The following is a 12,957-nucleotide window of genomic DNA, read 5'->3' as shown; positions in this document are numbered from 1 at the left end:
CATAACAATAATCGTCTCTAATTGACTTTTCACATTGATAGCCTTCACATTTCTTAGCTATTACAATGTGATGGTTATCGCAAAATGATTATTTTTTTGCTCGGCGAATTAAGTTTAATTCATTTGTATTTCATGTGGTTAGTTTTTATTGGCAGATTATGAAACAACAAAGCACGGCAATAAAACCTCTTGAAACCAATAAAAGGTTAAATTAGGAAATCTTATTGGTTTGATAATTGTTTCATCCAAACCTTCTCACTTTTACCCCAGGTTCAACGCGATAGCTTTATTCGTGAAGCGAAGTTCATCGCCACTACTTCCTTACTCATTCGCTCCACGCACATCCTTTTAGGGCCGAAAATAGCCGATTTCTGTTTAATACTCTAAAGTTAACAGGTGGTTGCCTATTTATGGAGTGAGTAATGACCTTATTGGGAAATAAAACACTGGCCTCTCGGCTGCGTTTACAATTATTCAAATCACTCTTATTGAGTGTATTTATCCCGCTACCGGCCCTAGCCGCCCCAACCCCCACAGTGACAGTGACTGAATTGCAAAATGGGCTGGATCACCCCTGGTCACTGGCCTTTTTGCCGGATGACGGGGGCATTTTAATCACTGAACGTTCCGGGCAATTAAGATTATGGCAACCAGAAAAAAACCTGTCAGAGCCATTAAAAGGGGTGCCTGCGGTGTATGCCAAGGGGCAAGGCGGCTTACTGGAAGTGGCGTTATCACCGAAATTTGCCCAAGATCGCCGCATTTACCTCAGCTTCGCGGAAGAAGGGAAGGATGGAAAAGCTGGAACTGCGGTGGGCTATGGCCGTCTTAATCCGCAAGGAACCGCCATTGAAAACTTCACTGTCTTTTTCCGCCAACAGCCAAAATTATCAACCGGCAATCATTTTGGCGGCAAACTGGCTTTTGATGAACAAGGCCATCTTTTTATTACCTTAGGTGAAAATAATCAGCGCCTAACAGCACAAAACTTGAGCTTGCACCAAGGTAAAATAGTCCGCCTGACCCTCGACGGTAAGGTGCCGAAAGATAATCCCCTCACCAATCAGTCACCGGCAAGACCAGAAATCTGGTCTTATGGTCATCGTAATCCGCAGGGGTTAGCCCTGAATCCCTGGACCGGCGTGGTGTGGGAGAATGAGCATGGCCCTAAAGGTGGCGATGAAATCAATATCCCTATGGCTGGGAAAAACTATGGTTGGCCATTGGCAACACACGGAATGAACTATTCAGGTTTGCCCATCCCAGAAGCCAAAGGTACCCATATAGAGGGGACTGAACAGCCCACCTATTACTGGGAAAAATCACCAGGTATCAGTGGGATGGCATTTTATAATGCTACCCGTTTCCCGACCTGGCAACATTCGCTGTTTATCGGCGCATTGGCACAGAAAGAGTTAATTCGCTTACAACTGGATGGCGATAAAGTGATTGCTGAAGAGCGTTTGCTGGGAGATCGCGGCGAACGTATCCGCGATGTGCGCATCGGGCCTGACGGCTATGTTTATCTCTTGACGGATGAGAGTGATGGTAAGTTACTGAAAGTAGGCCTTTCGGCTAACAACTAGTTTATGAGCAACAAATTCACTCTAAAAAAGCCGGAAAATCTTCCGGCTTTCACATTATCACTGACAAAATTTATCGTGGCAAATTAGCGATCCGATGAAGCTTGCCACAAATTAAGTCGCCCATCAGTAACATGCTGATCAATAGCACGTAATTCTTCCGCACTGAAGCTCAAATTACCGAGTGCTGCACAGTTTTCCTCAAGCTGTTCTGGACGGCTGGCACCAATTAAAACTGACGTAACGCGGTTATCTTTCAATAGCCAGCTCAAGGCCATTTGCGCCAATGACTGCCCACGTTGTTCAGCTAATTCATTCAACCGCTTGATGCTGAGCAGATTTTCCTCCGACAACATATTTTCTTTCAACGAGCCGCCAGCCTCTTTCTTCATTCGAGAATCATCCGGGATACCATTGAGATATTTCCCAGTTAATAATCCCTGTGCCAAAGGTGTAAAAGCGATACAGCCAACACCGTGTTTATCCAAAGTATCTAATAAATTCGTTTGCTCAACCCAGCGATTAAGAATGTTATAAGAAGGCTGATGGATAAGCAGAGGAATCTTCCATTGCTGCAATAATTCCACCATTTTGGCAGTCCGTTCAGATGAATAGGATGAAATCCCGACATATAAAGCTTTACCGCTTTGTACCGCCTGAGCTAATGCTGATGCGGTTTCTTCCATCGGCGTATTTTCATCAACACGGTGGGAATAAAAAATATCCACATAATCCAGCCCCATCCGTTTTAAGCTTTGGTCCAAGCTGGCAAGCAGATATTTTCGTGAACTGCCAGCACCATAAGGGCCGGGCCACATGTTATAACCCGCTTTAGTCGAGATTATCAGCTCGTCACGATAAGGCTTAAAATCGTCTTGCAATAACTTACCGAAATTTTGTTCTGCTGACCCCGGTGGTGGGCCATAGTTATTGGCTAAATCGAAGTGGGTAATTCCCAGGTCAAAAGCTTTGCGCAGTAAGGTCCGCTGCGATTCTAATGTATTGTTAAAACTAAAGTTATGCCAAAGTCCAAGTGACAGTGCCGGAAGTTGCAAACCACTTTTTCCACAAAAGCGATATTGCATTTGGTTGTATCGGGAGGGATCTGCGTTGTAAGGCATGATAGCTTCTATCTCCGTTTATTGTATTTTTTTGAAACAGCATTCCTATTTTAATACTATCCCTTGTCACTGCAAGCACCTCCCTCTATCTGCATAAATTCTCACCTTATAATTCATATATCCGAATACTCGCAGCGTCTATTTGTACTACTATTATTACCACTCTAGTAAATAACGATGGAGGGCTTTTTATGACTGCAATCGATGTAATGTGGGTTGGGCTAGGTGGAGGGATCGGCTCGCTATTACGATGGTGGATCGGGCTAGGTGTTGGGAAAATATACAAAGGGAATTTTCCCCTCGGCACTTTTCTAATTAATATTTCGGGTGCATTTGTGATTGGCTATCTAAGCATTCTTTTTAGTGTCGACTGGCGCGATCGCTATGGCGATTTAATTAATGCGGCGGTGTTAACTGGTATTTTAGGCGGCTATACCACCTTTAGTAGCATGCAATTAGATGCGGCAAAACTATCGACAACCCGGGGCAGAGCCATTGCTGCTGGATATCTGATTATTTCTGTATTATTCGGTTTAGCTGCGGCCGCATTGGGTGCATGGTTGGCTTATTAATCGGAGAGAATGATTATGCCAAATCTTATTATTTTAGTGTTTATCGGGGGTGCTTTTGGTGCTATGTGTCGTGAATTTATCATGCTGTCCGTACCACGGTTGGCAGATGGCTTCCCGATGGATATCTTTGTCGCCAATATCATCGCCGCATTTTTATTAGGGTTAGCTACCTCTTTCTTTAAAAACGGTAAAATTAACCAATATGTACACTTGATGGTGGGTACCGGTATCATGGGCGGCTTGTCGACATTTTCCAGTTTCGTATTTGGTGCTGTCGAAATGATGAAAACCCCGAGTGGCATTTTAGTTTCAATCTGTTATTTAGTTGCCAGCTTGATTGTCGGTTTTATTGCTGTCGAATTGGGTTTAATGGTCGGCCCTAAAGATAAACCTAAAGATCCACAAACTGCCATGGAATAATAGGATACAGGGAGAATATCTACCAGGCATAAAAACACCCTCATGATGAGGGTGTTTTTATACATCTGATAACCCAATAGATTTAATCTAATTTCTGGCAATTACCAAAGAACATTTCGGCAATGAGGGAGTTATTGATTGTATCGCCATTTAAGGTTCTGACCAGCAACTCACTGCCTAATAATGGCAGTGAGAACACCATATCAGGATTAACCCGTTTCACTTTCTGCATATTCTGTGTTTCATTGACTAACGCCAATGTTTTCGTCCCCTCACCAGCAATTTCTTTTGCCGCGAGAATAGTAAAGGTGTTGTCGGCATCATTGTTGCACAATGCAATAATATATTTTGCCTTGGCGGCCCCCGCCAGTTTCAGTGTTTCTACCGAAGAGGGATCTCCCTCGATAATATCTGCATGTGGAGGAAAATTGTGTTGGCTGCCAACTGGGCAAACAACAGTGACATCATCACCCCGGTCACGCAGCCCATTATAGACATTGAGTGCCAAAGAATTGGAACCGACAATAATAAAATGATTTTTACGTTCCACGTGATAAATCCTACCTTTAACTATGCGTTTAATATTATTACTGATTATCGGGCCGGCAATCGAAGCAATCGAAGCCGCAAAGACAGTAATACCAGCAATAATCACCGTGAGTGTGAACATTCTCGCTACAGTGGTATGTGGAATAATATCCCCGAAGCCCACTGTTGACATACAAACAATCGCGAAATAGAACGCAGTGGGTAAATCGGTCACTGCCGGTGCGAACTCATCGCCCATGTAGAGTGTACCCAACATGCTATAGACGATTAATGAACAAATACTCGCGATCGCAAAGAATGTTGCACTTCCGAGACTGTAATGATCAAACTCACGCCAATAAAATAGTAAAGCGACAACAACAATAAGGGAATAAGTCGTCAATTTATTCTGATCTTTCAGAATAAAGATATTGATAGCAACAATAGTAAACAACAATAATACCGTGAGAAACCATGCCGTACGGATTTTCATCGCGACGGAAAATGACATCAATATCAATAACAGACCGATCATAAATCTCGGAATTTCAAATAATTCAAGAAAACTTAATGCCTCTTTCCAAGTGCTGAAATTGTTTATCGCCTCTGTTGAATGAGAGAACGCCCGGAAAAGCACGGGGCTTAACACCAGATACCCATTAATGGCCACTAAAATGGCCAACAAAAGTGGTATCGACACCTTAGTCTTAATTTCCTGTAGTATCTTCATCAATAAAGTGACTAAAATTGTTATAGGTAAATTAAGTATAGATAAAAAATGATAAAAATCATGGTCAAATATGATTATTTTTGACAAAAATCAAATGATTGTTCGGTCATCACCATAAATAGTTTCACCACACAGCTTATGTTACATTCTGTAAAGTTATTTATACTAAATAATGAGTAAAATAATAAATCCACAGTTGGCATTAATACTGTTTTGGTTAATAATATAAGAGTTCCTCGGCATATCAGATATACCGAAGTTCGTAGACTTGAGTGATATCCATCACCCTTAATTTAAGTGTCTTAAATATTTAATCATATTTAACAGATAAATAAGGAAATAAGCATGTCCTACAAATCACTTCGTAATATTGCATTGACTGGTTTATTACTTTCCGCTGCCGCAGCCAGCTTTGCAGCGACCACTAGCGCAACAGCGACTACCCCGAGTGATATGACCTGCAAAGAATTCCTGGATCTGAATCCTAAGTCATTTACTCCTGTGGTTTATTGGGTATTAAATGATGATACTCAATATAAGAAAGGTGATTATGTTGATTTGCATGAGACTGATACTATCGTGACACCGAAAGTAGTCGAAGTTTGTAAGAAGGCACCTGAAAGTAAACTCTCTGAAATTAAACAGGATATTTTAGGTTTTGCTAAAAAACACATGTAAATTGTAAGTGTCATTTCTTATAAAAAAGGCGCTTGATAAGCGCCTTTTTATTAAATTATAACTACCGAGTAATACTTAATTTATCATAACCGCGAATATAGTAATTAACTGCAGAAACAATCCAACACAATATAAACATCCCAATAATCCAGTAACCTATCTCGCCTAAGTTTTCACTGATATTATTTATTGGTGTCCATATCCCACCGGTTAAATTAAGTTTATCTGCAATAAGTCCTAATGCTTCAATCCCACCAATGAAGAATGCAATGATCACTGAAGCTGCCGTGATGGTAATGTTGTAATACAATTTCCGCACAGGTTTAGAGAAAGCCCAACCATAAGCACCAATCATGACAAAATTATCAAGTGAATCGATCAAGGCCATCCCAGAAGCAAATAAAACAGGGAAAATCATAATTGACCATAAATTCATACCATGAGTTGCACTGGCGGCTGAAATCCCTAAAACCCCAATTTCAGTGGCGGTATCAAACCCTAAACCGAATAAAAAACCAACGGGATACATATGCCAACTTTTATTCACCATGTTAAATACACGTTTGAATACTCTGGCCAGGAACCCTCCATTATTGGTGACCAACAGGTCAAGTTCTTCATCTTTATAAACATGCCCTGCTTTGACCTGTTTAAATTTTTTATAGACTGAAATCAGAATAGTTAAATTAAGAAAACCAAATAACAATAAAAACAGAGAGGAAACGAGTGTACCAATTAAACCACCGGTTTCGTGGAACCACGCCATATTGTTTTTAAATGCCATCGCGGTCGCAGCGATGGCGAGTGATGCTAATATAACAATGGTCGAATGGCCGAGGGAGAAAAATGTTCCCACCGCAATCGGAGTCTTCCCCTGTTGCATCAGTTTACGGGTTACGTTATCAATGGCAGCAATATGATCAGCATCGACGGCATGACGCAAACCAAAGCTATAGGCCAGAAATGCCATCCCCATCAACACCGCATTATCATTAAATTCAGTAAAAGCCCAAACCCACGCCAGCCCATTGATCATCAGTAAGCCAATTAATAAATAAATGGCGCGGCGTTTAGTTTGCTGATTGCCAAAAGCACTCCGTTTCTCTATCCCAGTCGTCATGTTAGTACTCCAGAATAAAATCACTATTGTCTATGTGCTGGCATCACTTCTTTATTAGGGACCAGGAATAACCATGAAGCGAGAACAAAAGGCATGGTCAACGTAGGAATACCCACCGGGGCCAGGAAGATATTTAGCGCACCCTGTACGATAACCGTAAAAATAACGCCGACGATGGTATAAGCCAAAACACGCCAGCTCGGTTTATTAAATGTCGAACCTAAGGCAATCGCTGTCAGTACCGCACTGAATGCATAAAGTCCGACATCAATACTGCTGGGATTTGCCCCGAGGAATATGGCGGTAAAAAGTGCCAATAGCGAGCCACCAAGGGCAAAAACTGCCGCCCACAGTGATTCCACCGCCAGCCCAATGATAAAAAGAATGCCGCCAATTAAACTACTGAATAGAAATACCTGCGAAACACCATTAAACATGCTGACGAAAATATTGCCACCAGCCGCCGCGCTGGTCTCTAACATCAATTGATGGGGCAGTGCTGGTGCTGGTAATCCACTACTTTGCAGACCGGAAAAGGCGTAGCTGGCCAGCAATATCATCCAAGTGGTTAGAACAAAAGGTGCGGTTAATGCTGCAACTTTCCAGGTTTTTAAAATATCGGCGATACAAACCATGACAATGACCGACACAATACTGCCCAAAACAATACAGGCCCAGACAACCGGCGTGACGACCAAGAATGTCGGCAGTGCCGCCCCTACCAGACAGCCGTTATAACCGTATAATCCTGAGCGCCACGATTTACGGTCCCGCATGGTTAACCCCGTAAGTGTGGCAACCACAGTACCCAATACACAGCCATAGGCTACAGCAGGGTTTCCTTCGCCATAGGCTCCGACAAATATGGCAATAAAAAAGAATAGCCCAGTGAGTGGGTTATTCTGGAACATGACTTGAGCACAGCCGCGCAACGTTGTATCGATAAATTCAATGAAAACATTCGAAGCACTCAGTTGTGCCCAACCGGATTGGTGACCTGTTTTTGCATTCATTATTTTTACCCTTCTGACTTGAAGCTGTAAATGCATGAGGCCGATGACTCGGCCTAAGCTCTTAGCGCCACAAGAATTTTTCTGGCAATGTAATACCGAGAATTTCCTCTCGAGCTATTTTCCAGAACTCACGGATTTCATTCTTAACGCCAGCACTGTCGATACCCAGTGCTTTAAACACCAGACCACAATCATTCGGTAGACGCGTCGCCCCACTGGCAATGCCGCCTTTCATATCAAAATGGGCCGGTACTCTCGCCAGAATTCGATCGTGATGCTCTTTGGGCGTTAATAAAATCACATTGCCAAACGCATCAAAGGATTGCATAACTCCGATGGCATCCAGGCTTTCTGACTTTGGTTCCAGCACATATTTTTCTACAAATAGCTCTTTACCCGCTGGCAGTTCTTTACCCAAAAAAACGTGTGCCGCCACTCGGGATGAATAAACATCAAAACCAAAGCGTTCGTCCGCATGGTGATATTTACGCCCAGACATCAGCACTTCCGAATAAATCGCAGTCGCCGTAGGATGAATATTAATGGTGGTGTCGGTAATAAAGCGCGAATTACGGTGTGGAATAAGCGGGTCCGGCATAAATTCCAGATAGCCGCCTTCTTCTACAGTAAAATTTTGTATCTGCGATGCATAGTTCGCATTCATCATGTGGACTTTAGTCGCCGACTGTGTGGTGACATGGGCACAAGCCCCCGCCTCCACAATCACATCAGTGGCCAGCCGGTCCCCTTGTAAAATGCACCCTGAGGTCGAAATCATAGTGACACACGGCAATTCTGGCATTTCTTCATCCCAATACAGCGCTTTTTGCACCATCGACGGCACCCGCCGCTCCATTTCTGCCAAAATACTGCGATGCTCACGTTTGGCAAATCTCAGCTTGAGATAGCCACTTTTCCCTACGGCCCCGCTACGCATTTGCGCCGGTTCATCTTGATATTCCGCTAATTCCGGCGCGTTAACACCTAATGCGTGAGCGCGAACCCGTGAAGGAGTTTCCACGATATTCTGGCTCTGCGATGTCATGCATGCTCTCCTTGCGGCTGTACGTGAGTAAACAAGAAATCGCGCATAATCATATCCACCAGCTCTTCAATGCCCTGACCCGTTTTGCAGTTGGTCAGAATATAAGGGCGCTCGCCGCGAACCACTTTGGTATCACTTTCCATCACATCCAGACTGGCACCAACATAAGGGGCGAGGTCAATTTTGTTGATAACCAGAATGTCCGCCTGAACCAAGCCCGGGCCATTTTTACGCGGAATTTTTTCCCCTTCCGCCACATCAATAACATAGATATAGAAGTCTGCCAGTGCCGGGCTGAAGGTTAGCGTAAGGTTGTCACCGCCACTTTCAATCATAATCAAGTCACTGTCAGGGAAGCGCTCTTCCATCTCCTCCACCGCAGCAATATTCATGCTTGGGTCTTCACGCACCGCAGTATGCGGGCAGGCACCAGTTTCAACGCCAAGGATCTTTTCTTCATCCAGAATGCCTTTCAGGGTGCGTTTTACCTGTTTGGCATCCTCGGTGGTGACAATGTCATTGGTAATGATCAGTGGCTTAATGCCCCGTTTGATCAGAATCGGGGTAATAACTTCGATAATGGCGGTTTTACCTGAACCTACCGGGCCACCAATACCAATGCGGGTAATCTTTTTGCGTTTATCGGTTGAATGGCTATTCACGGGGTCATCCTCTCAATTTAATCTGTTTTTGGCTCTGTACTCGGTTAGCAGAAAAAACCCAGCACTCAGAATTCATTTTTATCGGTCACTGAATGCCCGATCAGTTACTAAATAAGCGGACGTGCGCTTTCACGTGTACCGCCGCCAGAACATCCACAATAGGGACATAAGAAGACATCTGGTTAATATCGCCAATTTCGGCGATATCACAGAACTTCTCAATGTCGTGGTTCAATTCAAACAAGATATGTTGTGTGTCGAAATGGGTTACGCGCATCAACCGCATGGCCGCACTTAATATCGTCATCGCCACGCCATATTGATGCATTACCACCACTTCGCGCTGCCCTATCCCCTGTGCTGCCATGACTACCGCCTGAGTGACCGGATAAGTCCCTGCGGTATTGCCACTTTTTATCTGCTCCAGCCACCAGCTGATCAGCGGATGCTCCACCACGTGGATTGACATCTCCGCCAGCTTTTTCCCCATACGGGTTGCCATCAAGCGGCTTTCTTCATTTAATTTACGGTTATGCACGGCCCAATCAGCACGGATAATATCGTCACGAGAGTCGGCTACCACTGCTCGGTGGGCAACAACAACCCCCATTCCATCACAGCTGGCAGCCTGCTTTAGCGCCGTCAAAACAAAGCCTTTTAACGTCTGCACGTCATGCACGACGCCTGTTTGAATGGCAGATTCCACACCATTGGAAAACGTAAAGGCCCCGACCGGCAGAACGGAATCACCAAATTGCATGATACGAATGAGGTCTGATGCATTCATTGCGGTGCCTCCCTGCGTGAATCAGTGTTTATGGTCGTGGTCATGATCGCCGTGGCTATGACTGTGGTCATGGTCATGTGAATGCCCATCGCCGTGGGAATGAATCGCGTGAATATGTAAGCCGGAACCATGGGGTTCATCCAAAGGACTGGCGACATGAACATGAGTATCGGTATCTTCAGCCCCGCCAAATAGCAGGCGCGCTTCAGAATTACTGAGCAGCGGCAGAATTTCTGCCCCCTTAACAAAACGGAAAGGTAAATGCTGGAAGCCATGGGTTCTCATCACGGAATCCATCATAGTGGTGGCTACCGTCAGAGGCACATAAACTTCATTATGTTTCGTTACCGCTTTCCAGTGCTGGTTACCCAGTGCATGCCCCAGCTCAAAACAGGTTTTAATCAGTTCATCTGGAGAACGACTTTTCAGTTCACTCAAGTCAATCACCATGACATCGCGCAAATTGATTTGCACCACTACGGCGACACGGTTTTTTTCATCCCATGCCAGCACATCGCCATCAGCAAGGACGACGTGTCGATCGAGCGAAATACCGAGATCTAATCCCTGAGTGCTGAGTTTACGGCAGCGGCTTTTTTGTGCTTCCCGTTGATCCAAAACCAAGAGATCAAAAGTGGCGTCTTTGAGCTTCTCTTGCCAAATCGGATCTTTTTTCACATTGCCAAGAATGTGCTCTATCAAAATCATGTTATTGACTCCTTGCCTGTATTTTTGGCAAAAGCCAGTTGCCCAAAGTAATAAAATCCGTTTATGTGCCACTCATCCCAGCCATTTTCGCGGCCCATCCTTGAGCCAGATGACACTTACCCTGGGCAAGCTGAATACTTAAGAACTGGATTTACATCCAGACTCATCCGTTAGCCAAAGCTTTTACTAACCAAAGCTTTCATTAACCAAAGAAGTAGCGTTGGTTCATTGACGCGGTCTCAATTGGCTCACAGGTGGCATGTACGCCGTTCACTTTCACCGCAAAGGTTTCAGGGTCCACTTCAATGTTTGGTGTTTGGTCATTACGCACCAAGTCATGTTTAGAAATGGTACGGCAGTTTTTAACCGCTATAACCTGACGATCCAGCCCAGCTTTCTCTTTCACACCGTCATCCAGTGCAGCCTGAGAAACGAAGGTGACGCAAGTGTCTTGCATGGTTTTACCCATGGCACCAAACATTGGACGGTAGAATACCGGTTGTGGCGTCGGCAATGATGCGTTCGGGTCACCCATCGCCGCCCAGTTGATCATGCCACCTTTGATAACCATTTTAGGTTTAGCGCCGAAGAAACGTGGGTCCCACAGCACCAGGTCGGCCATTTTGCCCACTTCAACAGAGCCGATGACATGGCTAACACCTTGCGCAATCGCCGGGTTAATAGTGATTTTTGCCACATAACGCAGGACGCGGAAATTATCGTTGCCCGGCGCATCTTCTGGCAATTTGCCGCGAGATGCTTTCATCGCGTTAGCGGTTTGCATGACACGCAACCAGTTTTCCCCAACACGCCCCATGGCTTGTGAGTCACTGGAGAACATGGAGATAACCCCCATATCGTGCAGGACGTTTTCTGCCGCGATGGTTTCCGGGCGCACACGGCTTTCGGCGAAGGAGACGTCCGCGGGCACATTCGGGTTAAGGTTATGACACACCATAATCATGTCGAACAGTTCGGCTTGACTATTAACCCCATACGGCAGGGTTGGGTTAGTCGAACTTGGCAGTACGTTAGGCTGGCTGGCGACGCGAATGATATCCGGCGCATGGCCCCCACCCGCACCTTCAGTATGGAAGGTATGGATTGTGCGGCCTTCGAATGCATCAATGGTATCTTCAACATAACCACATTCATTCAGGCTATCGGTATGTACCGAAACCTGAATATCCATCTCATCTGCCATCCGCAATGAATGTCGGATCGCATTGGCTGTCGCACCCCAGTCTTCGTGGACTTTATAGCCGACAACACCGGCGATCGCCTGTTCTATCAATGGGCCACGGCCGTAAGAATTACCTTTACCCAGAATACCGATGTTGACAGGAAGGCCTTCGACCGAGCGCAGCATCTGGCGGATGTTCCACGGGCCAGGTGTTACCGTCGTCCCATTGGTACCATCGGTTGGGCCAATACCCCCGCCGAAGAAAGTCGCCACGCCATTAGATAGCGCATGGTAAGCCTGCTGCGGAGAGATTAAGTGAATGTGACTATCAATACCCGCGGCGGTCAGAATCAAATGTTCACCGGAAATAGCATCAGTGCTGACGCCCACCACCATGCCAGGTGTCACGCCATCCATCACGCCTGGGTTGCCGCTTTTACCTATCCCGGCAATTTTGCCATCACGGATGCCAACGTCAGCTTTAATCACCCCTAAGCGGGCATCAACAATAGTGACGTTGGTTATCACTAAATCCAGTACGCCATTATCACGGGTTAGATGGTTATTGGCACCCATCCCATCGCGTAATGACTTACCCCCGCCGTAAACTGACTCTTCACCATATCCACGTAGGTCTTTTTCGATTTCGATAAACAGATTGGTATCACCCAAACGGATTTTATCGCCCGTCGTTGGGCCAAATAGACCCGCGTATTCTTGCCGAGAAATTTGAGGCATCTGTCGCTCCTTTTCCGGTGCGTGTAGTTGTTAGCTAAATAGTTTTATAACTAAATACACGTATGCGAA

13 protein-coding genes are annotated in these 12,957 nt (G+C 45.2%); 4 read left to right on the top strand and 9 right to left on the bottom strand.

Annotation, left to right across the window (positions count from 1 at the left end; all coding sequences use genetic code 11):
• Positions 1–422 precede the first annotated feature (422 nt).
• Entirely contained in the window at positions 423–1,586 is a 1,164-nt protein-coding gene (locus OVO64_RS18020; protein WP_038635659.1) for a PQQ-dependent sugar dehydrogenase, read from the top strand.
• Positions 1,587–1,669: 83 nt separating this feature from the next.
• Here the strand turns inward: OVO64_RS18020 and mgrA are convergent, their stop codons facing one another.
• Positions 1,670–2,704 carry an L-glyceraldehyde 3-phosphate reductase gene (gene mgrA, locus OVO64_RS18015; protein WP_038635662.1) on the bottom strand — a complete coding sequence of 345 codons (1,035 nt, stop codon included), beginning with the start codon at positions 2,702–2,704 and terminating at the stop codon, positions 1,670–1,672.
• Between the two features lie 191 nt (positions 2,705–2,895).
• On the opposite strand from mgrA, the gene OVO64_RS18010 reads away from it, so the two are divergent.
• Both OVO64_RS18010 and crcB read left to right on the top strand, forming a co-directional pair.
• On the top strand, positions 2,896–3,276 hold the full coding sequence (locus OVO64_RS18010; protein ID WP_038635666.1) for a fluoride efflux transporter FluC: 381 nt from the start codon (positions 2,896–2,898) through the stop codon (positions 3,274–3,276).
• Positions 3,277–3,291: 15 nt separating this feature from the next.
• The gene (gene crcB, locus OVO64_RS18005) at positions 3,292–3,696 is read left to right on the top strand and encodes a fluoride efflux transporter CrcB (RefSeq protein ID WP_038639745.1); all 405 of its coding nucleotides are present in this window, start codon (positions 3,292–3,294) and stop codon (positions 3,694–3,696) included.
• 82 nt (positions 3,697–3,778) lie between these two features.
• Here the strand turns inward: crcB and kch are convergent, their stop codons facing one another.
• Complete coding sequence (gene kch / locus OVO64_RS18000; protein WP_050291516.1) at positions 3,779–4,954, bottom strand: voltage-gated potassium channel protein; 1,176 nt, start codon at positions 4,952–4,954, stop codon at positions 3,779–3,781.
• A 345-nt stretch (positions 4,955–5,299) separates the two neighbouring features.
• On the opposite strand from kch, the gene hdeB reads away from it, so the two are divergent.
• On the top strand, positions 5,300–5,632 hold the full coding sequence (gene hdeB, locus OVO64_RS17995) for an acid-activated periplasmic chaperone HdeB (protein ID WP_038635671.1): 333 nt from the start codon (positions 5,300–5,302) through the stop codon (positions 5,630–5,632).
• Between the two features lie 61 nt (positions 5,633–5,693).
• On the opposite strand, the gene OVO64_RS17990 is transcribed toward hdeB, so the two are convergent.
• The 7 genes from OVO64_RS17990 to OVO64_RS17960 form a co-directional block, all read right to left on the bottom strand.
• On the bottom strand, positions 5,694–6,752 hold the full coding sequence (locus OVO64_RS17990; RefSeq protein ID WP_267248923.1) for a HoxN/HupN/NixA family nickel/cobalt transporter: 1,059 nt from the start codon (positions 6,750–6,752) through the stop codon (positions 5,694–5,696).
• Positions 6,753–6,775: 23 nt separating this feature from the next.
• Positions 6,776–7,765, bottom strand: coding sequence for an urea transporter (gene yut / locus OVO64_RS17985; protein WP_038635680.1), 990 nt, complete (start codon positions 7,763–7,765; stop codon positions 6,776–6,778).
• Between the two features lie 61 nt (positions 7,766–7,826).
• The gene (locus OVO64_RS17980) at positions 7,827–8,810 is read right to left on the bottom strand and encodes an urease accessory protein UreD (protein ID WP_038635682.1); all 984 of its coding nucleotides are present in this window, start codon (positions 8,808–8,810) and stop codon (positions 7,827–7,829) included.
• A complete protein-coding gene (ureG, locus tag OVO64_RS17975) occupies positions 8,807–9,472 on the bottom strand; it encodes an urease accessory protein UreG (RefSeq protein ID WP_004390399.1) in 666 nt (221 codons plus the stop codon). Before ureG ends, OVO64_RS17980 begins: the two co-directional genes overlap by 4 nt.
• Before the next feature lie 100 nt (positions 9,473–9,572).
• Positions 9,573–10,259 carry an urease accessory protein UreF gene (locus tag OVO64_RS17970; RefSeq protein WP_038635686.1) on the bottom strand — a complete coding sequence of 229 codons (687 nt, stop codon included), beginning with the start codon at positions 10,257–10,259 and terminating at the stop codon, positions 9,573–9,575.
• A 21-nt stretch (positions 10,260–10,280) separates the two neighbouring features.
• Positions 10,281–10,967 (bottom strand): urease accessory protein UreE, encoded by a 687-nt coding sequence (gene ureE / locus OVO64_RS17965; protein WP_038635689.1) that lies wholly within the window; start codon positions 10,965–10,967, stop codon positions 10,281–10,283.
• A 202-nt stretch (positions 10,968–11,169) separates the two neighbouring features.
• Positions 11,170–12,888: an urease subunit alpha gene (locus OVO64_RS17960; protein ID WP_038635691.1), complete on the bottom strand. Its 1,719-nt coding sequence runs from the start codon at positions 12,886–12,888 to the stop codon at positions 11,170–11,172.
• Between the last annotated feature and the right edge of the window lie 69 nt (positions 12,889–12,957).

Origin of the sequence: Yersinia sp. Marseille-Q5920 (assembly GCF_946902935.1) — a bacterium.
Lineage (GTDB): Bacteria > Pseudomonadota > Gammaproteobacteria > Enterobacterales > Enterobacteriaceae > Yersinia > Yersinia rochesterensis.
Note: the sequence above shows the minus strand (reverse complement) of the source record. Positions and strands in the feature narration are given on the sequence as shown.

What these genes read in the sequence shown, in the direction of transcription:
- OVO64_RS18020 (WP_038635659.1), top strand. Translation starts at nt 423, where the DNA reads ATGACCTTATTGGGAAATAAAACACTGGCCTCTCGGCTGCGTTTACAA.
- mgrA (WP_038635662.1), bottom strand. Translation starts at nt 2,704, where the DNA reads ATGCCTTACAACGCAGATCCCTCCCGATACAACCAAATGCAATATCGC.
- OVO64_RS18010 (WP_038635666.1), top strand. Translation starts at nt 2,896, where the DNA reads ATGACTGCAATCGATGTAATGTGGGTTGGGCTAGGTGGAGGGATCGGC.
- crcB (WP_038639745.1), top strand. Translation starts at nt 3,292, where the DNA reads ATGCCAAATCTTATTATTTTAGTGTTTATCGGGGGTGCTTTTGGTGCT.
- kch (WP_050291516.1), bottom strand. Translation starts at nt 4,954, where the DNA reads ATGAAGATACTACAGGAAATTAAGACTAAGGTGTCGATACCACTTTTG.
- hdeB (WP_038635671.1), top strand. Translation starts at nt 5,300, where the DNA reads ATGTCCTACAAATCACTTCGTAATATTGCATTGACTGGTTTATTACTT.
- OVO64_RS17990 (WP_267248923.1), bottom strand. Translation starts at nt 6,752, where the DNA reads ATGACGACTGGGATAGAGAAACGGAGTGCTTTTGGCAATCAGCAAACT.
- yut (WP_038635680.1), bottom strand. Translation starts at nt 7,765, where the DNA reads ATGAATGCAAAAACAGGTCACCAATCCGGTTGGGCACAACTGAGTGCT.
- OVO64_RS17980 (WP_038635682.1), bottom strand. Translation starts at nt 8,810, where the DNA reads ATGACATCGCAGAGCCAGAATATCGTGGAAACTCCTTCACGGGTTCGC.
- OVO64_RS17970 (WP_038635686.1), bottom strand. Translation starts at nt 10,259, where the DNA reads ATGAATGCATCAGACCTCATTCGTATCATGCAATTTGGTGATTCCGTT.
- ureE (WP_038635689.1), bottom strand. Translation starts at nt 10,967, where the DNA reads ATGATTTTGATAGAGCACATTCTTGGCAATGTGAAAAAAGATCCGATT.
- OVO64_RS17960 (WP_038635691.1), bottom strand. Translation starts at nt 12,888, where the DNA reads ATGCCTCAAATTTCTCGGCAAGAATACGCGGGTCTATTTGGCCCAACG.